The organism is Sphingobacterium gobiense (genome assembly GCF_002980575.1).
GTDB lineage: Bacteria > Bacteroidota > Bacteroidia > Sphingobacteriales > Sphingobacteriaceae > Sphingobacterium > Sphingobacterium gobiense.
Genome location: NZ_PVBS01000007.1, coordinates 36864 through 63335, shown reverse-complemented (window position 1 = coordinate 63335; position 26472 = coordinate 36864). Strand labels below are relative to the sequence as shown.

Genomic DNA, 26472 nt, shown 5'->3' with positions numbered 1-26472 from the left:
CTATCCCGCAAGGACGGAAAGCCCTTTTTCGTCGGAAACATCCCAAAACACTGGAAATCTGGAGTATAGTTTTTGAAAACTCCCGCCCCGGGACCCGACGGGGACAGAACCAAGGCAGCCAGCCACATCAGCTATGTTTAACATTCGGTAAAAACCAAGTCACTATACCAATGAGCGGAAGATAAGCGCAAATTCGAAACACATGTTCAATACTGGTATAATCCGCCAGCCAACCCAGAAAAGCAGACCCTAACCCCGCGATTCCAAAAGCAAATCCGAAAAATAATCCCGCAATCATTCCCACTTTACCAGGAACCAAATCGGTAGCATACACTAAGATGGCAGAAAAAGCAGAAGAGATTATCACCCCGATAGTGATTGCTAATATAACTGTAAGCGTCAAACCAACATGCGGCAACACCAAGGTGAAAGGGGCCGCACCTAAAATGGAAATCCATATAATCAATTTACGTCCAAACCGATCGCCTAGCGGACCACCTAGTATCGTTCCTACCGCGACTGCTGCAAGAAATGCAAATAAATAAAACTGTGAATCCTGAACACTTAAACCAAATTTACCTATTAAATAGAAGGTAAAGTAACTAGTCATGGATGTCATATAAATATATTTAGAGAAAATCAACACAAGCAAAATGATGATAGAGCTCACCACCTTACCGTGACTCAATATATACGTTCGACTGTCGGGCTTACGTACATTTACATTTGAGCGGCTCCCTAGCATTTCCTGCCGTTCTATATTCCCTTGATACCATTTCCCAACTATGGACAAAAGTAAAATCCCAATAAAAGCAATTAAACAAAACCATCGAATATGATCTTGTCCATGGGGTATAATGATTAATGCTGCCATTAGCGGACCAACGGCACTGCCTGCATTCCCACCTACTTGAAAAATAGATTGTGCAAGTCCCTTTTTGCCTCCCGAGGCAAGCTGGGCGACACGTGACGCTTCGGGATGGAAAACGGAGGAACCTATCCCCACCAAACAAACGGAAAGGAGAACCAGTAAATAATCCGAAGCTATCGATAATGACATCAATCCGATTAATGTAAACCCCATACCAATAGCAAGTGATCTTGGATTTGGTCTTTTATCGGTATAACGCCCCACAAAAGGCTGCAAAATTGAAGCAGACAATTGGAACGCCAACGTGATAAGACCAATCTGCGTAAAATTTAAATTAAAATCTTCCTTTAGCATCGGATAAATCGACGGTATAACTGCCTGCAATAAGTCATTGATAAAGTGCCCAAAGCTAATTGCGAACAAAATGCTGTATATCGTCCCCTTTACCATCGGATTTGTAGATGATCTTATTTCTGCTTTCATAATCGTTTCCTTCTAACGGATTTATATTTATTAAAATGAATGCGATTTACAACAAATTACAGACACGCGTCTGCTTTTGATAAACCTACACTATATTTCTATTGAAAATTATAATTTTTTGGCACAGAATTTGTATTAATTCTACCTCATAATTTAGGTTAATAATTGGTTTGGAAACCCTGAAGTCGCCCGACTTTGGGGTTTCTTTTCATTTATCCAATATCCGGTCGACCCGATTTTGTAGTTCGCGCACAATTTCTTCTTTAAACCACGGATTTTTTGCCATCCAAATAAAATTCCTTGGAGAAGGATGTGGTAATGGAAAATAACTAGGTAAATAGTCTTGATAATTTTTCACGGTTTCTGTCAACGACCTTCGCTTCCCCTCCATGAGGTAGTAGGATTGTGCATATCGACCTATTAGTAAGGTTAACTCAACCTTTTGCAATTGGGCCATCAAGCGTTCATGCCATAAAGGCGCGCATTCTGCGCGAGGAGGTAAATCTCCGCTTTTACCTTTTCCCGGATAACAAAATCCCATGGGTATAATAGCGAAATTTTCGGAATCATAGAATGTTTCTTCAGTAACCCCTAACCAACTCCTAAGTTCTCTTCCACTTTGATCGTCCCAAGGAATGCCCGATAAATGTACTTTCATTCCCGGAGCCTGTCCTATAATCAATATTTTTGATCGATCATTAACCGTCAACACTGGGTTAGCCCCTGCCGATAGTTTCGGCTCACAGATTGTACAACGTTTTATTTCCTTATATAATGCCTCAGTTTCCCTATTCATATATATTTCCGATTCCCGCTATTCATTATCTATCCTAGTACAACGTCCAATGACATCATTAAAATAAATCCTCCAATAAAACCTAAGGTTGCCCAATCCGAATCCTTATTCTGTTGCGCTTCGGGAATCACCTCCTCCACCACAACAAACATCATGGCACCGGCGGCAAACGCCAATGCATACGGTAATAATGGTGTAAAGAAGGCTACCGCGAACGCACCCAATACCGCAGCCATCGGCTCCACAACAGCGGAAAGCTGCCCATAATAAAAGCTCTTCCGTCGTGAAATTCCCATACGGCGCAAGGGCATAGCCACAGCAATACCTTCCGGGAAGTTCTGAAGCCCTATCCCCACCGCCAACGCCACAGCCCCGCCAATACTTGCTTCAGGGACGCCTGCTGCAACGGCTCCAAATAATACACCCACGGCAAGACCTTCTGGAATATTATGCAACGTTATCGCCAATACTAATAGGGTTGTTTTTTGCCACGGTGATTTTACACCCTCGACTTGCTTAAAATTAACATGAAAATGTGGCAATAATTTGTCGAGTGCAAAGAGAAATCCTGTTCCCATTAAAAAGCCTATAACAGCCGGTAATACTTGCATAAACCCCTCTCCCTCGCTCATTTCTATAGCTGGAATTAATAAACTCCATATACTTGCCGCCACCATAACACCCCCTGTGAAGCCTAGCATGGAATCGAGAAAATTACGATTCATCGTCTTAAAGAAAAAGACAAATGCTGCGCCTAAAGCTGTAACCAACCAAGTAAAGATAGAGGCATATAATGCTGCTAATACAGGATTTATTTCTGAAAGATAGTTAATAACATGATCCATTATTTATGCTTTGGGATATATCATGCACAAAGTTAATACAAAAAAATCCTGAAGCGGGGAACTTCAGGATTTTTCTACTAACCAATTATTAATTAACCTAAATTATGAAAAAAATTACTCTATTGTTATCTTTAAAACGCAGGGTCCCACACTTTATTTTTCCCAGCCACTCCATTTAACATCTTTTAACGATTTACCTCGTCTACTACCGAATCTTTATTATCCAATTGGTCAAAGACAGAATTTTGAGATATAAACTCCGGGACGACAGCTTTCAATTGACGAACAATTTCTAAATCATTATACTGTACTGATGCATCACTACACTCAACAAGGCTACATAGTATATCAATCTGTTTTCTTTTCGTTGACGAATCTTCTGTACAGACTTTAGCTATCATGATTTTTGGATGGTGTGTCTTAAGTGTATCCTCATTGTTGGCCAAAAGCTCCTCGTATATTTTTTCACCGGGCCTCAATCCCACAATCTTGATATCGATGTCTTGTGGATAACGATACCCTTTTAATTTAATCATACGTTTAGCTAAGTCTATAATTTTGACCGATTTCCCCATATCAAAAACAAAAATCTCCCCTCCTCTGCCCATGGTTCCAGCTTCTAGAACAAGCTGGCAAGCTTCCGGAATAGTCATAAAAAAGCGTGTGATATCTGGATGCGTTAGTGTTAACGGTCCACCTTTCGCAATTTGCTTTTCGAAAAGCGGGATAACCGAACCATTAGATCCTAATACATTTCCAAATCGTGTAATAATAAAATTGGTATCACGCTTTCCATTGCAAGAATTGACATAAATCTCTGCTGCCCGTTTGGAGGCCCCCATAACATTTGTTGGATTGACCGCTTTATCTGTAGAGATCATCACAAACTTATAGACGCCATATTCCATCGATAAATCGGCCATAACGCGGCTGCCATATACATTCGTCCAAACGGCTTCGTAAGGATTTGCCTCCATTAATGGCACGTGTTTATAAGCTGCTGCATGAAAAACTACATCAGGGGAATGAATTTCAAATATACGTCGCATAAACGTTTTGTCGCGTACATCTCCCACGATAAAACATGCTTCACTTGGATTAGAAGTATGGATAGTTTGTTGCACGTCATATAGCGCCGACTCAGCTTGATCCAATAGAATAATTCTCCTATAAGGAAGAATAGCAATCTGTCGCGCAAGCTCACTTCCGATAGAGCCAGCAGCACCTGTTATCAATATCGTCCGTCCTTTTAGCTCTTTTTCTACAACAGGGTTATCCAATTTAATGGGCTTTCTTCCCAAAAGGTCCTCAATTTGCAATTGACGAATTTGCCGTTTACCTCCTCCACTGAGTAAAGAACGGCCGGGCTGCATAATCTTAAGTTCGATATTCAAATTATGGAAATGGTCTGTCACGCGTGAGAGACGCTCTGGATTATCATTTTCCACAGCGATAATAACCTCGTCAACATCATTTTTCCGAACAAAATTTTCATCGATATCGGCGATATGTAAAATTCGTATCCCCCGTGAGTTTTTCCCCACTCTATTAGGTTTATCTTCCACAAATGCAATGACCTTATTTTTTGATCGAATATCGTCCTGCAGCATAGCATACGCTACCAACCCAGGTCTTGAAGCGCCAAAAATAAGCACATGTCTACTTTTTCGTTTTGTAAAAAAAAGCAATTCATAAATCTGTCTATAAACTACTCTTGCCGCAACCAACATTACCATAGTAAAAAAACCATGTGAAAAGACTACAGCATAAGATAAACGGAAGTATTCTGCCCACATTGAATCCTTCAGCGCGGTGGAGCGAACCAATAAAGTAATGAGAAAAAGCCCCATACAGGCCAACCAGACCGTTTTAAAAATACGTATGGCTTCGCTAAGACCAGTATGCCGCACAATTTCGCGATAGGTCTTCATGAAGAGAAAAGAAATCAGATAAACCGACAAGACTAGTATGCTCTTCTTAAACATTAAGTCTATATCGAATTCACCTAAAAAACTATTTAAAATAAAGTTGAATGCCACATAGCACCCAAACACGATAATGATATCAATCAACAAAATAACCCACCGCGGGTTATCTTTCCGCAACTTTTTCTTCAGTACATTCAAATCCATCCTTGGATAGTCTAGTTCTATTATCTTGTTACAATAAATTTTTCCCGGTACAATTTTTCTTAAATATAGCTTACCTCCTGATGAAATGTTTCCGGAAGGAGAACCGGTATTCAGTTTGTTTCGACAACTAAGCTAATCGTCGCATTTTATCTACACTCCGTCCTAAAACTCGTTCGCTCTGTATTCCGTTTCATTAACCGAGCCTATGCAATGTCAAAAGTTCGACTATTAAAACTAATACAAATAAAACTAAAACCCAAAACGTACGCGCCGCGAACGGCACACGATCATACTTATCTCTTAACTTGTTCATATTTTTTCATCACTATACATCACTCCGCCGATGAATTCTCCAAAATATTGCGGTAGCAGCACTCTACATTCAAGAAGTATGCCGAATCGCCAGCGGATAGTATAATTACCTTCTTTTTGTAAAATAAATGTTATACAACCGAACTTAATTTTGAAAAAGAAAGAAAACGACGTATCTTTGTATCATCATAATTTAGGTTTATAATTGGTTAGCTAAAGGTTTTCATTCTCCCCGTTTGAAAACCTTTTTTTTTGAATTCAACAATTCGCTACAGATTAATGTTGAAGTTATGATTCCGGAAAAACAATGGTTCCCTGATAACATAATTGATGTACAAAATGCTTTTCGTGCTTTTCGACAAAAAAAAACTGACTATCAAATAACTCGGTCTCCTGACGACGCGTCGCAACGGATAGTCTAATATCCTTGCAGTATAACGAAAAAGCTTGTTGCACAAGTTCCACTTTGTTATTCTGTCCGGAAAGATGCCCCAATATCAGATGCTGAAGGCGGGGTGTCCGATACTCCAAAAATGTTTCCAATGCCATACGATTAGAAAGGTGCCCCCAGCCGTTCCGTATTCTATTTTTCAAAAAGAAAGGATAGCTTCCCGTATCCAACAACTCTTCATCATAATTTGCTTCCAACAAAAGGATATCCACCTGTCGGATTGCATGTTTTATATTATCACAAATACGTCCGATGTCAGTCAGCACCCCAATATTGATATCGCCATTTGAAACCAAAAAGCTACAAGGCTCTTGTGCATCGTGATATTTAGGTATACCGCGAATTGTCAAGCTACCAACTGCTATTTCATCATCTCCACGAATTATACGCACTAAGTTCTCGGGAAGCTTTAATCGCGAACCGCGGTATGAACCTGCAGTCATATACACAGGAATTTGATAACGTTTACAAAAGACCGTCACCCCCCGGATATGATCCGTATGCTCATGCGTAATAAAAATGGCTTTGACAGAAGCTGGATCTATACCAACATTCGCCATACGCTGTTCGACATGTTTAGTATTTATACCAATATCTATCAAAACCGCATCTTTCCCCTCTGCTATATAATAGCAGTTTCCATTACTTCCAGATGCTAACGCACAATATCTCATACTTTATTCCTTAACATTCGGGCAAACTCAACGGCACTTTAATGGCTAGCCCGCCGTCCGCCGTTTCTTTATATTTTACGTTCATATCCTGTGCCGTTTCCCACATCGTACTGACTACAGCATCAAGACTGACTTTCGCTTTATCAGGATTCGAGTTTAAGGCTAATTGCGCGGCAGTAATAGCTTTAACAGCACCCATCGTATTTCTTTCTATACAAGGTATTTGTACTAATCCCCCGATAGGATCGCACGTTAATCCCAAATGGTGCTCCATTGCAATTTCGGCAGCCATCAACACTTGACGTTGTGATCCTCCTAAACATTCTGTCAGCGCACTCGCTGCCATGGCGGATGACACGCCAATTTCCGCTTGGCAACCGCCCATTGCCGCAGAAATAGTTGCGCCTTTCTTAAAGATAGACCCAATTTCGGACGCCGTAGCAATGAACTGCATAATTTTATTTTCGCTATTGCTATCATGGAACGTTATATAATACTGTAATACCGCAGGAATTACCCCAGATGCGCCATTAGTAGGGGCTGTGACTACACGTCCAAAAGAAGCATTTTCCTCGTTGACCGCCAGCGCAAAGCAACTCACCCAATCCAGTATATAATCAAAATCTTTCCCACCTTCTCGTATGGCATTTACCCATGATTCGTAATCATGATAAGCCTTTCCTTTCAATAGACGCTTATTCATCTTGGCGGCACGGCGTTCCACATGCAATCCGCCCGGAAGTACGCCTGTAGTATGACATCCTTTATATATACAATCTCGAATGGCATGAAAAATTTGCATGATACCGCATCTAGTTTCCTCTTCAGATCGCCAAGCCAACTCGTTCTCCATTACCAACTCCGAAATTTTCAAACCCGTCCGCATACACCACATCATGAGTTCCTGAGCCGTATCGACAGGAAATGCCAAATCAACTTCCTGTAAAACCCCGACTGTGTCTTCTTCTTGCACAACGAACCCTCCTCCAATGGAATAATAGGTTTCAGAAACAGCGGTGCCATCGGTTAAAAACGCCTGAAAGGTTAAAGCATTAGGATGAAAAGGTAAACTATCTGTATAGAGAAATAACAAATCCGCTGCATAAGAAAAATTAACAACATGTTCCCCACCTAGATTTAACTTCCCCGACGATTTGATGTCCTGCACTTTCGGTATCACTTGATGAACGTCGAATGTAACCGGATCATCGCCGCTAAGTCCCAATAGCACAGCAATATCAGTACCGTGTCCCACGCCGGTTTTCGCTAAAGACCCATATAATAAGATGTGGACACCGGCTACCCGCTGTAGTATTTCTCTATTTTTTAAAACCCCTATAAAACGTTGTGCAGCGCGCCAAGGGCCTAAAGTATGCGAACTTGACGGTCCGATACCAATTTTAAACATATCAAAAATAGAGATTCTTTCGTTAATCATGGCCGAAATTTTAGCTGCACAAAGCTATCCTTTAAATGGCAATATCCCAAATGAATCTTGCGTCGCTATATACCCTCACCATAAGCAAATCGCTTATTGACAGTCACTGGCAGTTTACCTTCCGCCTTGGCCTGTCCCAGAAGAATTTTCAAGGCTGCCTTTTGCATAAAATGATCGTTTTGATAGGCAAGAATTATACTGCCGCTCCGCTCAACGGGTAAATTATCCATTGCATAGGGATTTGTAAATAGCACGGTTATGGTTCTTCTTCCCCCTAACCGATCAATGAATTCCCGTTCCTGCTCATTTATCTTAACCTCACTTGCCGGACGCGTACGATTATCGTGTATTGCTAAAATGATCTGCGAGTAACGACGGACTTCTTTCACCAACTCTTTCATCTCGTCCGATGTTTCCTTCCCTGAAATGAAAAACTCTTTTCTATCAGAAAGCTGTACTGCCAAACCTTTTTCAAAGTCTTGTGGCTGATTCACCCCTATGGATACGACTGCCGTTTCGGCCTTCCTATCAAAAGACCGGATCCGTCTATCAGATTTCAGTACAGTGATAGCAGCGTCCGCTAACCGCTGCACCAATGATTTCGATGCAGGCATATTTAAATCATGTACCAAATTGACTGTATTAACAGGTCGGTATTGATTTAATCCCAACCAATATTTTGCGGCAAGCACACGTTTGACGCGTTGATCTAGGTCTGTCTGTTTTATACGTCCGCTCTTCACAGCCTTTTCGACTAAACCGATGGCACGCGCACTATTTTCGGAGATTTCCAACAGATCATGTCCAGCTTCAATTGCCATCACATCAGCCTCTCCATTGGGAAAAAATTTCGTCACACCCTTCATATCCATTGCGTCAGTCACGGTTAGCCCATGAAACCCTAATTCTTTACGCAAAACATCTATAACCACCTTGCGTGAGATAGAAGACGGAATATTCGGTTTAGGATCGAGCGCCGGAATATTCATGTGGGCTACCATGACAGCTGGTGCACCTTGTTGAATCAACTCGCGAAATGGAAAAATTTCCAGGCTATCCAACCGTGCTTTCGAGAATTTCAGTTGCGGAAGATCATAATGAGAATCTACATCTGTATCCCCATGGCCTGGAAAATGTTTTAACGAAGCAATAATTCCGCCATCAACCATGCCGTCCATGTATGCTTTCGCCTTACGTGCCACATTGTATTTATTGTCCCCAAACGAACGGAAGTTGATAACAGGATTCTTAGGATTATTGTTAATATCGACCACTGGAGCAAAATTGAAATGCATACCGATACGCTGAAAATCTCTTGCTACCTGACGTCCCATTTCATAAATAAGTTTTTCATTTTGTATAGCACCAAGGGTCATCTGATATGGAAAGGAAATAGTGGAGTCAGGAAGCCGCATACCAAGCCCCCATTCACCATCAAATGTAACGAGCAACGGAACTTTTGCTAACTTCTGATATTGATTAAACATATGAGCATGCCGTACTGGTCCGCCTTGAAATACCACCAAGCCGCCTAGCTGCTCCTTCTGAATCACTTGAGCAACAGAATCTATAAAACGTTGTCCTAGATTTGTATGTGCACGAACAAGAAAGAGCTGGGCGATACGTTCTTTGGGTGTAAGCTTCTCAAAAACGGAATCGACCCACGCGTGCTGACTATTGACAAATTGGACGAAATTAGTTTTTTTTTGGCTAAATACACTGTTCATAGAAAGCGTACAAAAAAACACAAGTAAGTAAAGAATTCTTATCATATTCTGTTAATTATCAAGAACCGAATTACGCAAAAAAAAAGTTGGTTTCAAAATTATTGCGCATTCTAAATAAAACGCGCACAAAAACGCTCTACAGTAAACGGTATTTATTCTCCAATAATTGCGCAAGCTCCTCTCCGTTATCTACATCACCATTGGCCTCTTTTTTCCAGAGCATGTCAATGATAAGCAACAGACATTGGGTTTCTAACTCGGGGTTTTCATACCCCAATTCAGAAAAGGCTTTGACCAAAACAGGCTGGACAGGTTTCATAAACTGTTCATGTTGCTGCTTGGAGAAGCTATTGTGTGATAACCGTTCTTGCAATTTCCAGAAAAGGGGTTCATCAGAAACCAATTTATTCGGAAGAAAAATCATGTTCTTCAAAAACTCTTTCGGGTTTTTGTAAGTCATCATTCCACGGTGATGAGCGAGTACTCTCCTATAACCCGATTTAATGATGTGTGCCAACAAGGAGTCCTTATTGCCAAAATGTTTAAAAATAAGTGCTTCCGATACCCCTGCTCCCAACGCAATCTCTTTTGTCGACGTATCCACATAGCCCTTCGTCGCAAATAAGGAAAGGGCTACTTTCATTATCTTCTCCTTCCGGCTTAATGTCGTCTCTTTCATGTAATACTATTTTTAACAAAGATACTATTTTTAAACACGAAGCCCTTTGCAAAATTTTTGAAACAATCACCGATGTGAATTCGAATACGTTAACACGCTATTTCATGTTATCACTAAATTACAACCCGCGAAATTTTGTCCCCGGAAAACAATAGAAAGCAGCCGATTACTTTTATTAACCTTATGAATACAATAATAAATTAGTAGTTTTGCAGGGCAAAAGTCAAAAGAGACTAGTTTTAACAAAATATAACACTGATGAACAGTCTCATTTAATTACTTTTGCTAGTCAAATAATAAATATGAATCAATTTTTAAAGAGAAGTATTCACTTTTTTACCATATCATTTTTTACATTCATCATCGTAGCCGCGTGCGACAAAGACATGAGCGTGATGCTAGACAATTCGGCAACGAGCAACGTGGGTGTTACCCTAGTAGACTCTTTCACAGTTAACACTTCCACTGTTCAGCTTACAGACCTGCCGGCTGCCGGTACAGGTGTCCTCCTTGTCGGAAAAGCCACGGTTCCCCAAAGTGGAATTATAAGATCCACATCTTATTTCAGGGTTGGATTTTCGACCTTGACAAACGATATTCCCGAAGCAGCCAGTTTTGATTCATTGAGTTTAGTAATAAGACCGACTCATAACCCCTATTATTTTGGTGATACAACGGCCATCCAAAAAATCCAAGTCCATCAATTAACAGAAGCCTTGGCTACAAAAACGGCTAAACCACGTTTTCCAAACCAATCCTTACCTGTATATATAACCGGCGCTACACTTTTTTCCGATCAGACATTCGCTTACGACCCAACCCCTATCGGGAGTGTTTCTTTTCGTCCGCATCTTCATTCGTTGGACAGCTTGAACATTCGGTTGGCTGATCACATCGGACACGATTTCTTTAACCGGATAAAAGCAGGTGACCTCCAGATGTCTTCAAACGACAATTTTAAAGAATATTTCAAAGGAATGGCACTTATTCCAGAAGAGAGCAATACAGCTGTGATCGCATTCCATGACACGATAGAAGTCAGGGTAAATTATAGCTTTCCGGGGGCAGACGGGCATCCACGGACCAGCTATAAAACATTCAGCATCGTTGAGCGCGGCTTTCAATATAATAATATTACTACCGATAGAGCAGGAACCCCTTTTGAAGAGTTGTCGGAAATCAGCGAGCTTCCGACATCGGCTACAGGAGGACTTACATTTGTCCAAGCGGGTAGTGGAACTGTCGCGAAAATCGCTTTTCCCTCGTTAAAAGAGTTCTTACAAAATGAAAATATTGCGGTCAATAAAGCAGAATTGGTTATCGAAACATCTTCAAGAAGAAATACGATGTACCCTATACCAAGTAGTCTGATGCTGTTTATAGCAGATCAAGATGGGATTCCCACTTCGTTCCTGCAGAACCCTTACGGACAACAAGGGCAATTACAACAGGTTCCATTTGTATCCGGCGGAGAGATGGGGCAAAACGGCACGTATAGGTTTAACCTACTATTGTTCTTGCAACAACTTAAATCGTCCGATATCTACGATAATACATCATTCTATTTAAGTGCCACGAGTCCGAGCTTATTCGACTCATTCAACACCGCAGTTATAGCGTCGGAAAACGCAAAACCAAAAATAAAATTGAATATATTGTACACAAAATTTAGATAATTTATGAATAAGAAAAATTGGCTATTGTTATTCTTTGCCTGCGCTATTGCTTTCACCTCATTTAATTCCTGTAAAAAAGATAATGATGAGGATACCGGTGGAGATACTGGCCCTACCGAATGGAGAAGATCAGTTGTGTTCGACGGGCAGCGTCGTAGTGGTGCCGCGTCTTTTGCAACAAGTGGATCAGGAGCGGCAGCCTATGTTGTAGGTGGATACACCTCCGCAGGGTTTGTTAGCGATGCTTTCAAATTCGATGGCTCTACATGGGCACCGATTGCATCATTTCCCGGTCAATCTCGTACCGAGGCCGTAGGATTTTCTATTGGCGGAAAAGGATATGTGGGTACAGGGCAAAGCCTTGTTAGTGGCGTAAGCGAAGATTTCAACGACTTCTGGTGTTATAATCCGGCTACCGACGAATGGGAAGAAATAGCGCCTTTCCCAGGTGATGCACGTTATGGTGCTGTAGCTTTTACACTTGGCAACTACGCGTATGTTGGTTTAGGTCGAGCAAAGCAAGGTTCAACCGACTATAGCAATTTCTATAGATACAATCCATCCAATAACACGTGGACTTCTATTTCATCTCCTTTCAAATACAAGAAAGCATATGCCTTTGCTTTTGTTATTGGTGATAAGGCTTATGTAGGTGGCGGTCAAGATGGCGGCACAAATGTTTTACCGGAGGACTTTTATTCTTTTGACGGTACGGAGTGGAAAGCATTGAACGATTTAAATCGTGATGATGACAGCTATACTTACGACGCCAGAAAATATGCTGCCAGCGCATTCACCATCGGAAATTATGGCTACGTGGTAAGTGGTAGAAATGCTAACACGGTTACCAGTACGGTATGGAAGTACGATCCTTCTACAGATTCTTGGACAGACAAACACCAAGCACTTTCAACGGATCCTCGTGAAAAGGCCGTTGGATTCTCCTTAGATGGCAAAGGTTATGTTACTACCGGTTTAAACGGAAGCAGATACTTTGATAGTACATTTGAATTTATACCTGTCCGTTAATAGCGAATAAAATAAAAAAGGGAGCTGACAGCTCCCTTTTTTATTTATTTAATTTTATCGTCATACAAAATACGGCAAAGCCTCCTCTATACGTTTAATAACCTCATCTTTACCTAAAATATCGGCAATTTGGAACACGTCCGGTCCAAACTTCCCGCCCACCAACATGATTCGAAAAGGCATCATCAATTCGCCTATCTTCATCCCCGAATCGGTAATCTTACCTTTGAAAAACGGTTCTAAAGCATCTGCTGTCCATTCCTGCATCGTCGCAAATTCATGCACAATATTTTGAAAGAACACGGTTTTACTATCATTCCATTTAGGTTTTACTGCATCCACGTCGTAGCTCTTCGGTGTCGCAAAGAAAAAGGAAGCTTGTTCCCAAAAATCCTCAACGAAGACCATGCGTTCTTTAACCAAAGTCAGTACATTGGACACGTAATCTAACGCATATATAGTGATATCGTGTTGCTTTAGTAACTCCTCAATCTGCGGTAAAATCTCCGTATTGTCTGTTTTCTTTATCCATTCATGGTTAAACCACTTCGCCTTCTCAAAATCGAATTTCGCACCTGCCTTGCTAATTCGGTCGACGGAGAACTTAGCGATGAGCTCTTCAAAACTAAAAATCTCTTGTTCCGTTCCATCGTTCCAGCCTAAAACGGCTAGTATATTAATAAAAGCGGCTGGCAAAAAACCCATCTCACGGAATCCCTTTGTAACGTCACCCGATTTCGAATCGGTCCAATTCATTGCGTACACCGGGAATCCCAACCTGTCACCGTCGCGTTTACTAAGTTTACCGTTTCCATCCGGTTTCAATATAAGTGGCAGATGCGCCCAAGAGGGCATTTTATCCTTCCATCCCAAGTATTCCCACAACAAAACATGTACAGGCGCCGAAGGAAGCCATTCCTCGCCCCGAAAGACATGCGAAATTTCCATTGCCTTGTCATCTACCACAACGGCCAAATGATAAGTTGGCATGCCGTCTGCTTTTAACAAGACCTTGTCATCTACCAAGTTTGTTTCGAACGCAACACGCCCTCGAATCATGTCATCAAAAGAAACCGTCTCCGCTACGGGCATTTTAATACGAATAGTGTACGGATGTCCCTCGGATAATAGTTTAGTGGTTTCCTCTTCGGACAAGCTCAATGAATTACGCAATTGCACACGGTTCTCATGTGAATATCGAAAATTAGGCTCCTCTCTACGTCGCGCATCTAATTCCTCCGGTGTATCAAATGCATAATAGGCGAATCCATCATTCACCAGCTGTTCCGCATACTGTCGATAGGAGGCTTTCCTTTCACTCTGTCGATAAGGACCATACGCTCCTGGTTTATTCGGACTTTCGTCCGGAGCGATTCCACACCAATCCAAACATTCGTTGATGTATTCTTCAGCGCCAGGCACAAATCGAGTCTGATCGGTATCTTCAATTCTCAAAATAAAATCACCTCCGTGATGACGAGCATATAAATAATTGAATAATGCTGTACGTACACCACCGAGGTGTAAACCGCCTGTAGGGCTTGGCGCAAAGCGCACTCTTATTTTTCGTTGCGAACTCATAGTTACAAAATTACACATTTTAAGAATGGCAAAAAATCCCTATTTTGCACACTTTACATATGAATCACGACAAGCTATATCAATATAACAATAAACAACGCTGGAAATTCTTGCTTTTCCTGTTTGCTGCCCTTATTGCGGCGGCTTCGTTGTTCTACACTAATTATTTAGTCAAGAGTCTTTCTAAGTCTGAACGTACCAAAGCCGAAGTTTGGGCAATGAGTACACGTAGTATTATGACCATGCCCGATGTTGATGATCAATTTATCAGCTATGTATACGCCGTGCGCGACAGCCTATCGATTCCTGCTATTATCACGGACAGCAATGGTAACATCATCTTTTGGCGGGATCTTGACCCCACCAAAACCAATATCAAGGACCAAATCGATTCTGCCAATAATAGCTTAGAATACGATCCTGTCTATTTCGAAAAGCAGTTGGCCAAGATGAAACGCAACCACGCGGCGATTGCGCTACCACTGGATACGGGCGAAACGTGGTCTGTTTATTATTTAGATTCCCTAGCGTTACGTCAACTACGTGTTTTTCCATACCTGCAACTCTCGCTAATTGCCATTTTTCTTATCATTGCCTATACAGTTTTTAATTCGATCAAAAAATCCGAACAAAATTTGGTTTGGGTGGGTATGGCTAAAGAAGCCGCGCACCAACTTGGCACACCGATATCTTCGTTGATGGGCTGGCTAGAGCTTGTGCGAATCAAATTCGATGCGGAGGACGATAGTTCCTTAAATGAAATGGAAAGGGATGTAAAACGTCTAGAGGTGGTTGCCGATCGTTTTTCAAAAATAGGTTCTATCCCTTCCTTGAGCAACCAAGTAGTGTATAGGGTTATCCATGATTTCGTCCAATATTTCAAAGTACGAACCAGTGAAAAAATTACTTTTGAAATTACCGGCGACAAATCCGTGGAAGCGAAAATTAACATTCCGTTATTCGACTGGATTATCGAAAATCTGTTAAAAAATGCGGTGAATGCAATTGAGTCGGAAGGAAAAATAACCATAAACATCATCGATAACATTGCAAAAGAGGAAATTTTTATAGACATTAGCGATACAGGAAAAGGCATTCCGAAATCAAACTTCGACGCAATTTTCCAGCCTGGTTTTACAACACGTAAACGCGGTTGGGGATTAGGACTTAGTTTGACAAAACGCATGGTTGATTATCATCAAGGCCAAATACTTGTTAGAGAGTCTGAACTAGGAAAAGGAACAACATTTAGGATTATACTTAAAAGTAATTTACACTATGAACCCACTCAAGTCTGACGAATATCCTGCAATATACAGTGACTACATAGAAAATGTAATTGGTGCTGTTATGGATGAATTACACGAGCAAGTAGAAACCTTCCCTGAATTTATTCAAAGTATTCCCGACGATTTAGGCGATTATACCTATGCAGAAGGAAAATGGACGATTAAAGAAGTACTATGTCACATTTTGGACACAGAGCGGGTAATGGCGTATCGTGCCTTACGGTTTGCACGTAATGACATGACGGAATTGGCGCCTTTTGAACAGGATGAATTCGTTCTAAATGGCCGTCATAACGAACGTTCCTTAGACAGTATTGAAGAAGAATTTATCCACCTCCGCAAAGCAAATCTCGTGTTTTTCAATACGCTCAACGAAACGGAATTAGAAAGAAAAGGCATGGCATCAGGTAGGCTCATCACCGTCAAAGCTTTCCTCTATGTCATCGCTGGTCATTTGACGCATCATCGTATCATTTTAAAAGAACGCTATCTTAACAATGAAACCGATTCTAACATCGTCGGGGGAGTTCTCATCAGCCTTTGAAAAAACAATGAAAATGTCGAAAATTTGGTTTAAAGATTATACATTGGAGGAGGTCAACAGCATCTTCCATAAGTTTATGACAGGCTATCTCCGTATCCAAGCAACCGAGGTGCGTGATGATATGCTCATTGCTTGCATGCCCGTATCTGATAAAGTCAAACAGCCCTTTGGAATCTTGCATGGTGGTGCCTCTGTTGTGTTAGCGGAATCAGTAGGGAGCATCGCCTCCAATCTTATAATTGATCCAAAACATTTAGTAGGTGTTGGTATGGAAGTAAATGCGAATCATTTAAAATCCGTTTCAGAAGGCATGCTGTATGCTTATTGCTCTCCACTCCATATCGGAAAAAAAAGCCATGTATGGGATATTAAAATCAAAAATGAAAAGGACGTTCTTATCTGTATTTCCCGACTTACAGTGGCCATTATAGAAAAGCCTTCTTGAAAAAAATCCATCATCAAGCTTTTAAAAAAAAAATAAAAATTTTTAAAACTATATTGTTCTTTCAATTGTACTATATACAAATACCATTCAATATGGTTTTATGATACGGTTTAGGTTTTAGAGAGACTTCATCCCCAAATGAAGTCTCTCTATTTTTTCACCATGCGCAACCGTTTGTGTATCTTTTTATGTTTCCTATTATCAATATATTTTATTAGTCTTGTAATTCGATTTTTGATAATCACATATTAAATCTAATATTCCACAAATGGATTCGAAAACCTCAACGCAACAAACGGGTCAATCTTCACTAGGGCCAATGATTATTATTGCTTCACTATTTTTTATTTTCGGTTTTGCTACATGGCTGAACTCGTTATTAATACCGTATCTTAGAATTGCCTGTGAACTCACAGAAGTGCAATCTTATTTTGTAACTTTTGCTTTTTATATCGCCTATCTAGTTATGGCACCGGTCTCTACTTGGGTATTGAATAAATACGGATTTAAGAAAGGGATGGCAATCTCTCTAGGTGTGATGGCTGTAGGCGCTTTGTTATTTATTCCGGCCGCTTATACGCGAACATATCTCATCTTTTTGGTAGGTTTATTTACAATGGGGGGAGGTTTAGCCATTTTGCAGACCGCTTCCAATCCATACATTACCATTATCGGTCCAGTTGAAACAGCGGCAAAACGCATCAGTATCATGGGAATCTGTAACAAGGTAGCCGGAGCTATTGCACCAGTTCTACTAGGATTATTCCTAAACCTTGGCGAAGCAGATAAGATCGCGAAACAAGTAGAGTCGATGCCGGCTGACCAATATACTGCGGCGTTGGACCAAGTCGCGCTGCAGGTTGTAAACCCCTATATCGGTATCGTCGTTGTATTAGTGCTTCTCGCTATCTGGATTTCCCGTGCAAATCTTCCAGAAGTGAAAGGAGATGAAGAGGAAACGGCAGATCACCATATCGTATCGGAAGACAAGAAAAGTATCTGGGATTTCCCGCACGTTATATTGGGGTTCGTTGCATTGTTCATGTATGTGGGAGTTGAGGTCCTTGCCGGTGATACCATAATTGCTTATGGTGTATCGCAAGGTGTAAGTTTAGATAAAGCGACCGTTTTTACTGGATACACCATGGGAGCGATGGTATTAGGTTACATTATCGGAATCATTGCCATTCCAAAATATTTCACACAAGAAACAGCTATGAAAGCATGTGCTATTCTAGGCATCCTCTTCACGTTAGGGATTGTCTCCACTGACGGGATGCTTTCCCTCACTTTTGTTGCTTTATTAGGCTTAGCGAATTCATTGGTATGGCCGGCGATTTGGCCACTAGCATTAAAGGGAGTCGGAAGATTTACGAATGCCGCTTCTGGTTTATTAGTTATGGGTATCGCAGGTGGAGCTGTTATACCTTTGATTTACGGACAAGTTGCGCACATGGTCGGTTCCCATGCAGCTTATTGGATAGCGCTACCCTGTTATTTGTTTATTCTTTATTATGGTATTGCCGGTCATAAAGTGGGGAAAAGATAAAAAATAAACAATATCTTTACCAAAAAACAAGCTATATGAAAACAACATTTTTCTCATTAGTCTTCGCGGGCGTAATTTTATTCGCTGCACAAGAAACGAAAGCGCAGGCTAAGTTTCCAGCTGCCAGCAGCACCGCAAAAGTCGAACAAGGCATTGGTATCAAAAAAGTAACTCTTGTATACCAGCGTCCAAACGTAAACAGCCGCACCATCTTCGGAGGGTTAGTGCCATACGACCAAGTTTGGCGAACAGGAGCAAATGGTATACCTTCCCTCACATTTGAAGAGGAAGTTACGATAGCGGGTAATAAAGTTCCTGCCGGCACCTATGGTCTCTTTACTATACCGACCAAAGGTGATTGGACGATTATCTTGAGCAAGAAAGCGGAGCAATGGGGAGCCTATCAATACAATCAGAGCGACGATTTTTTGCGTTTTCAGGCAAAATCGAAATCGCTTCCGGCTAAAGTAGAAACCTTTACCATGGCGTTCGAAAACGTTAGGCCTACAGGCGCAGATTTAACCTTATCGTGGGAAAACACGGAAGTTTCCTTCCCCATCGTCGTCGATCAATCTAAAGAGATTATGGCAGGTATTGAGGAAGCAATGAAAGGAGAAAAGAAACCTTATTTTGCAGCCGCTCAATATTATTACAATAACAACTTAGACATCAACAAAGCGGTTGAATGGGCGAACGAGGCAGATAAAGGCAATACGAAAGCCCCTCATATCAAATATTGGAAAGCACGAATTTTATTAAAAGCGGGCGACAAAGCCGGAGCTATCAAAACTGCAACCGAAGGTATTGCGATGGCTAAAGCTGCGAATAATGAAGAATATGTGAAGTTGAACACGCTCGTGCTCCAAGAAGCTAAGTAAAGGAACAGAGACGTAGCCATGTGCTGCGTCTCTTGCTTTCCTATTTTACGACCAGTTGTCGGCTTGCACTTTTTAACCCTTTGGCGTGCACTGCCACCGTAATCTTATCGTCCCCTTTATTGCTCTTGACAATCGCTAATAATTTACCGTTATATGCTTTTCTCTTCGAGGACTGGAAAGATGTTAAATCCGTAGGATTGCCGTTATCGGTGGCTACAACAGTTCCACCAACTTTTGTCTCCACTTCCACCCAATCATTGAAATAAGGCACTTCATTGCCTTCCACATCCACAGCTACAACTTCAAGGAATGCCAACTCATAATTACCGGCATCTATGGTGTCTTGCATATTTTTTATGACAAGACGTACAGCTTCGCCCGCTGTTTGGCGAATTGTTCGTCGCATTTCAATTCCATCTCGGTAAGCCACTACTGTAAGCGATCCGGCTTGATAAGGCACCGTCCATCTGACGTGCAGCTTATCTTCTTCTTTTTTCCTCCGGCCTTTAGACATTCCGTTGACAAACAGTTCCACTTCATCTGCATTATTGTAATACGCCACCACATCCACTGTATCTCCATTTTGCCAGTTCCAGTGGGGCAAAAGATGCAATACATCTTTCTCGGTCCAGATACTCTGATACAGGTAATATACATCTTTTGGAAATCCAGCTAAATCAACGATTCCAAAATAAGAACTTCTTGCCGGCCACGTATAGGGAGTAGGTTCACCTAGATAATCGAATCCGGTCCAAACATACATACCCGAAATATGAGGGTAAGCCTCAAACAACCTTAGGCTCTCTTCGTGCGTAGACCCCCACGGTGTATGTACGTGATCGTAAGCTGAGATACTCTTATCCGGATTCCCGCCATCAAAGGGAATATCCCAACGGAGTGGCCATATCCGCATAGCGTCTATTGGAACCAAATCATATTGTCCACGGCTCGCCAGGGCCGACGTACTTTCGGTTACAATAAACTTTCTGCCGGGGTGATCTTCCGGAAACGTGGACCATTTTCGATGGTTGTAATTGTAGCCGATCAGGTCGACTGCAGTTGACATCAGCACAGGATTATCCAAAGACATTTCGTTACTAGCAATGGTTGTTGGCCGCGTACCGTCTAAGCTATCGACGATAGCCGCCAACCGGCGAGGGATGGATTTCCCCAATGCGGGATCGTGCCATTGCTCCTGCGCCTCATTGCCCATACACCACACAAATAGTGACGGATGATTGCGATCTCGCTTGATATGATCCGCAAAATCACGCTCATGCCACGCGTCCCAATAGAGGTGATAATCAAAAGGGTTTTTATGGTGCTTCCAGACATCAAACGTCTCATTCATGACGATAAATCCCATTTCATCGCATAAATCAAGAAATTCTGACGCGGCAGGATTATGCGAAGTTCGAATACCATTTACGCCCATGTTCTTCATAGTCTGCAATTGCCTTCTGGCTGCCGATCGGTTGAATGCCATTCCCAGTGCTCCCAAGTCGCTGTGCAGGCACACGCCCCGTATTTTCATCGGCGCACCATTAATGGAAAAACCATATTTCGCATCAAATCCGAAAGACCGGATACCGAAAACCGTTTCATAGCGATCGAGCTCGCGGGTTCCATGCCGCAACACCGTCACGCCCCGATAAAGTTCGGGATGATCAGGCGACCAAAGCCTGGGGGCTGCTATTTCAAATTCCTGCACTACCGTCCCTATTTTCATCCCATCAAATTGGATACCCTGCATCATCTTTTTGGCCACAACACGGCCTGTTGGGTCATGTATCTGTGTTTCTATAGAAATAGCGTTCGGCAAAGTAGAAGTGTGGTGGATAATTTCGAACCGGGCATTTACAATCGCTTTTCCCTTTTCGACCACAGGTGTTGTATAAAAAGTACCATGGTGCGCGATAGCTACCTCATCTGTAAAAATAAGCTTAACATTCCTATAAATGCCTGAACCAGCATAGAATCTAGAATTAGGCTGCTTGCTATTATCTACTTTGACCGTCATCACATTGGGTTCTCCGTCTTTATGCACATGTGCCGTTAAGTCATATAGAATAGGTACATAACCATTTGGTCTACGCCCCAAATAAACATCATTAATCCAGACCTCGCTGTTCTCATAGATTCCGCCAAATTCGACATAGACCCGTTTCGCGTTTTCGCTCTGGGAAAGCGCAAACTTCTTCTTATACCAGCCTACACCTCCTGATAAATATCCCGTCCCGCTACTTCCCGCACTTAAACTGTCAAAAGGTAACTCAATACTCCAATCGTGTGGTAAATCCAGCTTCCGCCAATCAGTAAATTCAATTGCGCTGTTTCTGTAATCCGAGGTGGAGTCCAACCGGAAAGACCAGTCCGTATTGAAATCGACGGTCTTTCGGCTCTGTGCATAAATTAGGCTATTACCCAAAAAAACAAACAACAGCCATCCTAGCAGCACAAGATTCCGGTTTACACATAAACTGAATACAACTCTCATTTTTCTCCGCATTTTTATAGCTATTGTACACCCTCCATGATCGCGTCTAAAGCACCTTGATCCGCCACCATGGTTGTCAAGCGGTTAAATATTCCAAAACCATTATCCTCCACGACACCATTATCCCAATAGAACGGGATCAGACCATACTTTTTAGCTGTTTTGGTCACATACGTCAGGTAGCTGTTGCGAGATCTCCGATGATTTTGTAGCGCTGTTTGATTAGTCAAACCCGATCGCAATATGGCCCCATATTCCCCTAAAATCACCGGAATACCTTTATTAATAAAATTTGACTTCATCGAAGCAAAGCTGGCATCTATCCAAGCTTCTTGCCCCCAAGATGACACATTGGGCGAACCGGCAAACTCCTGCCCCCATAGATATTTCTCGCTATTCCCATCCCCCGCAAAATCCCACGGATCATAGGCATGTACCTCAACCATCAAGCGATCGGCAGTCTCATCAACAGGCATCTTGAGATAATCCACCGCATAACGTATATTGGTATTATAAGCTTGTACGATGAGGTTCCGGTAAGCATTGCGTCCACCGGTGGAGCGCACCGCGTCGACAAACGTCTGATTAAAGGATTGCTGCACCTCGATATGTTCCGCTGTAGGTGCATTATAATCGGCATGCACCTCATTTGTGCCTGCAAACAAAAGATGTTCGTCGTAGTCCCGGAAATAAGCGGCAATCTGCTCCCATAGTGCTTTCTGTTTGGCATTCACTGCAGCCTGATGCGAATACAAGGGGTGTTCTTCCAACCATCCACCATCCCAGTGTATATTAATGATAGCATACATGTCATTGTCTACACAATAATCGACGACCTCCTTCACTCGCGCCAGCCAGGAAGCGCTGATTCTATGTGTTGCTTGATCTTTAATATATCCACTCCATGCACAAGGAATGCGCACCGCGTTAAAACCTGCCGCTTTGACCGCATCGATCAACGCCTTACGGGTAGGTGGGTTTCCCCACATCGTTTCATTGGCAGTGGCAGGGCTAGCTGCAGCTTCGAGCGCATTACCCAAGTTCCAACCTACACGAAGTTTAGCAGCCAACGCCACAGCATCCGAAGTGACACCCTCCGATATAGGTGGTACGGCCAACAGATCTTCTCCGTCCTCATGACCGATTGCGGCTTGTATCACATCGACACGCATCGTCATGTTACCCGCGTTAACCGTAATGACTGCTTCTCGTTCGGTCATTCCGTCGTTCGTTGATGCCACGGCATCTATCTTGTGTGTGCCACTTTCTCCCCCCGATGAGCTCAAGGTTAACCAGGCTGCCGAACTCGTCACTGACCAGCTTACGTTGCTTTTCACATGAAATGTTCTAGCATCACCGATAGCAGAAAAAGAGATTTTTTCGGTAGATATCACCAGTTCTGGCGTACGCTGTGTCGCACTCTTGGAGCAAGAAAATAGCAGGACCACGAGTACCTTCCATAAAATCATAACATATTTCATTCGCTGTATTTATTTAACATTTAATTCACAGGCGTTGATTCAAACCTATACACCTGATATTCTGGCTTGTCCGAATCTCTTTTCCCCAGCCAAAGACCGGTGACATGACCAGTAGGATCACGATCGACATCTATTATCCGCAGCATACCTTCGTCGGTTGTAGAAAGTGCCAACCAGTCGGATAGCGTGAAAGAAATAACCTGATCAAATACGATGTTGTTATGTTCATCCGTACTATAAATCCCGGTAATATTTCCACCCGAACCAGCGGTAAAAATGTAGCGCCCCGAGTTCGTTCCTGTCTTATCCAAGGTCAACGAAATATGCTGAATCAGGTTGGCGTCATATGGCGCCCAGCCGGACGATAGATAACTAGAAGGATCAGACCAGTCATTCAGAAGTTCGCCGGCAAGGTTTGTCCAGTTGTAAGGTGTATTAAGTGACAACATCCATTTTTTCATCGTGCTCGTCGATGTCGTCAAATCTTCATTGGCATTCCCCTCATAAGGAGGTTCAGGATCGGGTTGGTTTCCGGGCTCCCAATTATCTTTATAGTCCTTGGAAATAAAATTATAGACGAGCAAACAAGGTTCTTCTCCTGACAACGCTTTATCCCGGATAACAGCCAATTGCATATAGTCTTCGGTTAACGACAAAATGCGAATATTGCCCCAGTCCACCACATGACCGTCTCGTTCCACGTTATGTAATGGACTCGCATCATTCATGCGCATGGTATAGTTGTCCGTATCAATCATATATGTACCTTGTTCTATGCCACGATTCGACAACATTCTGTGATCAACACGTACAGTCGCACCATCTTTCAAAGAAAATGTCATCGTACCATAATCACCAGCAGCCATCAACCAACTATTGCCTTTATAATCGGGTTTCCAATTCCAGGAATCGCCCTCTACAGTTTTCCCTTCGGTTACCGTTTCCCAACTATCGTCCATGCCATAAAAAAAGAGCGGTCCTACGAAGTAACGACTCAAACCTTCTTCATCGAGATCGAGATACCATATTTTTTCCTGTCCTACTCCTCCCGACAAGAGTTCCCACAGTTCATGATCAACGAAGCCGGCATAGAAATCGTCGATGGTAAATGTCACTGGGTCTCCAAATACAATACCCCCTCTGGTCTGCACGCCAAATTTCACTTCGTACGTACCTTCGAACGGGATTTTCAAAGTGACCCGGCGTTCCTGACTCCTTCCCTGCGGATGATCCCATAATGGTGTATAACGACCGTCCATCAGACTCGTCAAGTATACTATATTTGGATTCTCCGCATCATGCTCAATTTTAAACGCTATACCTTCTACCAGATCCTGTGGATTAACGTCGATATCCCCTAGTTCGAATTCTTCGGGCGTACATCCGCCCATCCATACACTAACCCAAGCGATGAGCATCGCGCATAACTTTATTACTCGGTTCATATTTTTATCGTTTATAAGTTTAGTCCCAACCATCATTTTGTTGCAAAACACCATTGGACAGGGTAATCTGATTATTCGGAATCTGCATGAGCCCACGCGTATTGATAATATGCTGTGCATTGATGACAACCTGATCCGGCGCCGAACCACTCGTTACATTTTGGGTCTGCGCAATCGTTGCAGCCGCACTTTCTACACCTTGCCGCAACAGATCCCAATACCGTATCCCCTCAAAGGCAAATTCCAGTCTTCTTTCTTGGAGGATCGCTTCCTTGCTCACCGACAATACCGTATAACTTGTACCGTAGGCACGTTGTCTAACCCGGTTAAAGTAGTTTTGTGCCTGGGACGAACCCAACTCGGCAGCCATCAACAGCACATCCGCATAGCGGATAACAAAATAATCCTGATCCTGCGAGAGCTGAAAGTCATTCTGCCCTCCTGTATTCGAAGTGCCGTCTGGTAACGCTGTGGGCGTATATTTCTTATTTGCAAATCCGGTATACTCACGTTGATCGTTCTGATCGAATTCGCTGATCCCTTCTCCTTCAATATCGATAATAGAGGCCACTTTACGTGTATCGGTATCCGCATAGGCATTTACCAAGCGGGGGTTGACCGTCGCTGCGCCCCAGCCCTGTCCATAAGGGGAAAAGTTGGTATTTCGCAGGCCCAACATGACTAGCCAACGGTTCCCGTCCACAAGACCGTCATAGTTCTGTGTGTTATTGAACTTTTTAGCAAAGACTACCTCGCTATTTCCTTTACCTGCATAAGCCGACCGATCCAAGGTATTATCTTCAGGAACAGGCACATAACTGGCAGCAGGCCATAGCCCCTTAAATTCGTTGACTAAACTGAATTCATTGCTGTTAATAATATCTTCCAAACCAGCCAATACAGCAGCTTTACTGATATCGAGATCATCCATTCCATAATATCCGGTGTAAAACAGGTATACCCGCGCTAGCAGTGCCTTGGCCGCATGTGGGGTCACCCGCCCGTCATTCGTCGCTGCATTCGCTTTCGGATATGCATCTTCGGGGATATTCGCTGCAGCGAACATCAGGTCTTCGACAATAAGCCGATAGGTTTGCTTGTAATCTGCTTGGGGTACGTTCTCTCTGGTAGCACTTGTCAGTAGCGGGATACGTTCAAACAAACGCACCATATCAAAGTACATCAGCGCACGTAGGAAACGTGCCTCCCCTTCTATACGTAACTTGGTTATCTGAGCGTCCCCGAAGTCCGTTTCTTCCATCTTATTCAACAGGGTATTACATCGAAAGATGCCGGCATAATAATCTGTCCATGTTCCATCAAATAGATTGTTGTCGGATGGCGACTGGCCGATATCAAAGCGATCCAACACCTGATAAGCTCTTCCATCGGTATGTCCCGTACCCCCGAAGCAGTTGTCAGACAAGATCTCCGACGCCACGACAAAAGAAAGATTTCCGTTGGACGAGGTACGCTGATAACCGTCATAGCAACCTACCAATGCCATTTCGGCATCTTCTATCGTTTTATAAAAATTACTTTCCACAACTTCCGTTATCGGTTCGACGTCTAGAAAGCTAGAAGAACATGCTCCAAAAAATAAGCTCGACGCCAATAGTGATATGTATAATATGCTTGATGTTTTCATTT

The 26472-nt window shown here is 42.5% G+C and carries 20 protein-coding genes; 7 read left to right on the top strand and 13 right to left on the bottom strand.

Annotated features, from left to right (window positions below):
* Positions 1–127: 127 nt before the first annotated feature.
* From C5749_RS19335 to C5749_RS19300, 8 genes are all read right to left on the bottom strand, one after another.
* The gene (locus C5749_RS19335; protein ID WP_105727863.1) at positions 128–1354 is read right to left on the bottom strand and encodes an MFS transporter; all 1227 of its coding nucleotides are present in this window, start codon (positions 1352–1354) and stop codon (positions 128–130) included.
* A 208-nt stretch (positions 1355–1562) separates the two neighbouring features.
* Positions 1563–2150 (bottom strand): uracil-DNA glycosylase family protein, encoded by a 588-nt coding sequence (locus C5749_RS19330; protein ID WP_105727862.1) that lies wholly within the window; start codon positions 2148–2150, stop codon positions 1563–1565.
* A gap of 29 nt (positions 2151–2179) precedes the next feature.
* Positions 2180–2995 (bottom strand): ZIP family metal transporter, encoded by an 816-nt coding sequence (locus C5749_RS19325; protein WP_219848039.1) that lies wholly within the window; start codon positions 2993–2995, stop codon positions 2180–2182.
* A gap of 185 nt (positions 2996–3180) precedes the next feature.
* Positions 3181–5127, bottom strand: coding sequence for a polysaccharide biosynthesis protein (locus tag C5749_RS19320; protein WP_105727860.1), 1947 nt, complete (start codon positions 5125–5127; stop codon positions 3181–3183).
* 600 nt (positions 5128–5727) lie between these two features.
* Entirely contained in the window at positions 5728–6564 is an 837-nt protein-coding gene (locus C5749_RS19315; protein WP_105727859.1) for an MBL fold metallo-hydrolase, read from the bottom strand.
* A gap of 10 nt (positions 6565–6574) precedes the next feature.
* The gene (locus C5749_RS19310) at positions 6575–8002 is read right to left on the bottom strand and encodes an L-serine ammonia-lyase (RefSeq protein ID WP_105727858.1); all 1428 of its coding nucleotides are present in this window, start codon (positions 8000–8002) and stop codon (positions 6575–6577) included.
* Between the two features lie 65 nt (positions 8003–8067).
* Positions 8068–9729 (bottom strand): glycoside hydrolase family 3 protein, encoded by a 1662-nt coding sequence (locus tag C5749_RS19305; RefSeq protein WP_245893852.1) that lies wholly within the window; start codon positions 9727–9729, stop codon positions 8068–8070.
* Between the two features lie 136 nt (positions 9730–9865).
* A complete protein-coding gene (locus C5749_RS19300) occupies positions 9866–10408 on the bottom strand; it encodes a TetR/AcrR family transcriptional regulator (protein WP_105727856.1) in 543 nt (180 codons plus the stop codon).
* A 302-nt stretch (positions 10409–10710) separates the two neighbouring features.
* On the opposite strand from C5749_RS19300, the gene C5749_RS19295 reads away from it, so the two are divergent.
* Both C5749_RS19295 and C5749_RS19290 read left to right on the top strand, forming a co-directional pair.
* A complete protein-coding gene (locus C5749_RS19295; protein WP_105727855.1) occupies positions 10711–12084 on the top strand; it encodes a DUF4270 family protein in 1374 nt (457 codons plus the stop codon).
* 3 nt (positions 12085–12087) lie between these two features.
* Positions 12088–13113 (top strand): Kelch repeat-containing protein, encoded by a 1026-nt coding sequence (locus tag C5749_RS19290; RefSeq protein WP_105727854.1) that lies wholly within the window; start codon positions 12088–12090, stop codon positions 13111–13113.
* Between the two features lie 60 nt (positions 13114–13173).
* On the opposite strand, the gene gltX is transcribed toward C5749_RS19290, so the two are convergent.
* Positions 13174–14694, bottom strand: a complete 1521-nt coding sequence (gene gltX / locus C5749_RS19285) for a glutamate--tRNA ligase (protein ID WP_105727853.1) — start codon at positions 14692–14694, stop codon at positions 13174–13176.
* Between the two features lie 59 nt (positions 14695–14753).
* Here gltX and C5749_RS19280 point away from each other — a divergent pair, with 59 nt between their 5' ends.
* The 5 genes from C5749_RS19280 to C5749_RS19260 all read left to right on the top strand — a co-directional run bounded on the left by C5749_RS19280 (position 14754) and on the right by C5749_RS19260 (position 19399).
* Positions 14754–15992: a sensor histidine kinase gene (locus C5749_RS19280; protein ID WP_105727852.1), complete on the top strand. Its 1239-nt coding sequence runs from the start codon at positions 14754–14756 to the stop codon at positions 15990–15992.
* Positions 15973–16527 (top strand): DinB family protein, encoded by a 555-nt coding sequence (locus tag C5749_RS19275; protein WP_105727851.1) that lies wholly within the window; start codon positions 15973–15975, stop codon positions 16525–16527. Before C5749_RS19280 ends, C5749_RS19275 begins: the two co-directional genes overlap by 20 nt.
* Positions 16528–16540: 13 nt before the next feature.
* Positions 16541–16972 (top strand): hotdog fold thioesterase, encoded by a 432-nt coding sequence (locus tag C5749_RS19270; RefSeq protein WP_105727870.1) that lies wholly within the window; start codon positions 16541–16543, stop codon positions 16970–16972.
* Positions 16973–17240: 268 nt separating this feature from the next.
* Entirely contained in the window at positions 17241–18521 is a 1281-nt protein-coding gene (locus C5749_RS19265) for a sugar MFS transporter (protein WP_105727850.1), read from the top strand.
* 35 nt (positions 18522–18556) lie between these two features.
* Positions 18557–19399, top strand: a complete 843-nt coding sequence (locus tag C5749_RS19260; RefSeq protein ID WP_105727849.1) for a DUF2911 domain-containing protein — start codon at positions 18557–18559, stop codon at positions 19397–19399.
* Positions 19400–19439: 40 nt separating this feature from the next.
* Here C5749_RS19260 and C5749_RS19255 read toward each other — a convergent pair whose 3' ends face one another.
* Genes C5749_RS19255 through C5749_RS19240 form a run of 4 tightly spaced genes read right to left on the bottom strand, consistent with a single transcriptional unit; the run spans position 19440 to position 26470 of the window.
* Entirely contained in the window at positions 19440–21896 is a 2457-nt protein-coding gene (locus tag C5749_RS19255) for a glycoside hydrolase family 2 TIM barrel-domain containing protein (RefSeq protein ID WP_105727869.1), read from the bottom strand.
* Positions 21897–21916: 20 nt separating this feature from the next.
* On the bottom strand, positions 21917–23377 hold the full coding sequence (locus tag C5749_RS19250; RefSeq protein ID WP_219848038.1) for a cellulase family glycosylhydrolase: 1461 nt from the start codon (positions 23375–23377) through the stop codon (positions 21917–21919).
* A gap of 20 nt (positions 23378–23397) precedes the next feature.
* On the bottom strand, positions 23398–24822 hold the full coding sequence (locus tag C5749_RS19245) for a hypothetical protein (protein WP_146113798.1): 1425 nt from the start codon (positions 24820–24822) through the stop codon (positions 23398–23400).
* A 19-nt stretch (positions 24823–24841) separates the two neighbouring features.
* A complete protein-coding gene (locus C5749_RS19240) occupies positions 24842–26470 on the bottom strand; it encodes a RagB/SusD family nutrient uptake outer membrane protein (RefSeq protein ID WP_105727847.1) in 1629 nt (542 codons plus the stop codon).
* Between the last annotated feature and the right edge of the window lie 2 nt (positions 26471–26472).

What these genes read in the sequence shown, in the direction of transcription:
- C5749_RS19275 (WP_105727851.1), top strand. Translation starts at nt 15,973, where the DNA reads ATGAACCCACTCAAGTCTGACGAATATCCTGCAATATACAGTGACTAC.
- C5749_RS19270 (WP_105727870.1), top strand. Translation starts at nt 16,541, where the DNA reads ATGTCGAAAATTTGGTTTAAAGATTATACATTGGAGGAGGTCAACAGC.
- C5749_RS19330 (WP_105727862.1), bottom strand. Translation starts at nt 2,150, where the DNA reads ATGAATAGGGAAACTGAGGCATTATATAAGGAAATAAAACGTTGTACA.
- C5749_RS19315 (WP_105727859.1), bottom strand. Translation starts at nt 6,564, where the DNA reads ATGAGATATTGTGCGTTAGCATCTGGAAGTAATGGAAACTGCTATTAT.
- C5749_RS19240 (WP_105727847.1), bottom strand. Translation starts at nt 26,470, where the DNA reads ATGAAAACATCAAGCATATTATACATATCACTATTGGCGTCGAGCTTA.
- C5749_RS19265 (WP_105727850.1), top strand. Translation starts at nt 17,241, where the DNA reads ATGGATTCGAAAACCTCAACGCAACAAACGGGTCAATCTTCACTAGGG.
- C5749_RS19245 (WP_146113798.1), bottom strand. Translation starts at nt 24,822, where the DNA reads ATGAACCGAGTAATAAAGTTATGCGCGATGCTCATCGCTTGGGTTAGT.
- C5749_RS19325 (WP_219848039.1), bottom strand. Translation starts at nt 2,995, where the DNA reads ATGGATCATGTTATTAACTATCTTTCAGAAATAAATCCTGTATTAGCA.
- C5749_RS19300 (WP_105727856.1), bottom strand. Translation starts at nt 10,408, where the DNA reads ATGAAAGAGACGACATTAAGCCGGAAGGAGAAGATAATGAAAGTAGCC.
- C5749_RS19310 (WP_105727858.1), bottom strand. Translation starts at nt 8,002, where the DNA reads ATGATTAACGAAAGAATCTCTATTTTTGATATGTTTAAAATTGGTATC.
- C5749_RS19305 (WP_245893852.1), bottom strand. Translation starts at nt 9,729, where the DNA reads ATGAACAGTGTATTTAGCCAAAAAAAAACTAATTTCGTCCAATTTGTC.
- C5749_RS19255 (WP_105727869.1), bottom strand. Translation starts at nt 21,896, where the DNA reads ATGAGAGTTGTATTCAGTTTATGTGTAAACCGGAATCTTGTGCTGCTA.
- C5749_RS19290 (WP_105727854.1), top strand. Translation starts at nt 12,088, where the DNA reads ATGAATAAGAAAAATTGGCTATTGTTATTCTTTGCCTGCGCTATTGCT.
- C5749_RS19280 (WP_105727852.1), top strand. Translation starts at nt 14,754, where the DNA reads ATGAATCACGACAAGCTATATCAATATAACAATAAACAACGCTGGAAA.
- C5749_RS19260 (WP_105727849.1), top strand. Translation starts at nt 18,557, where the DNA reads ATGAAAACAACATTTTTCTCATTAGTCTTCGCGGGCGTAATTTTATTC.
- C5749_RS19295 (WP_105727855.1), top strand. Translation starts at nt 10,711, where the DNA reads ATGAATCAATTTTTAAAGAGAAGTATTCACTTTTTTACCATATCATTT.
- gltX (WP_105727853.1), bottom strand. Translation starts at nt 14,694, where the DNA reads ATGAGTTCGCAACGAAAAATAAGAGTGCGCTTTGCGCCAAGCCCTACA.
- C5749_RS19250 (WP_219848038.1), bottom strand. Translation starts at nt 23,377, where the DNA reads ATGAAATATGTTATGATTTTATGGAAGGTACTCGTGGTCCTGCTATTT.
- C5749_RS19335 (WP_105727863.1), bottom strand. Translation starts at nt 1,354, where the DNA reads ATGAAAGCAGAAATAAGATCATCTACAAATCCGATGGTAAAGGGGACG.
- C5749_RS19320 (WP_105727860.1), bottom strand. Translation starts at nt 5,127, where the DNA reads ATGGATTTGAATGTACTGAAGAAAAAGTTGCGGAAAGATAACCCGCGG.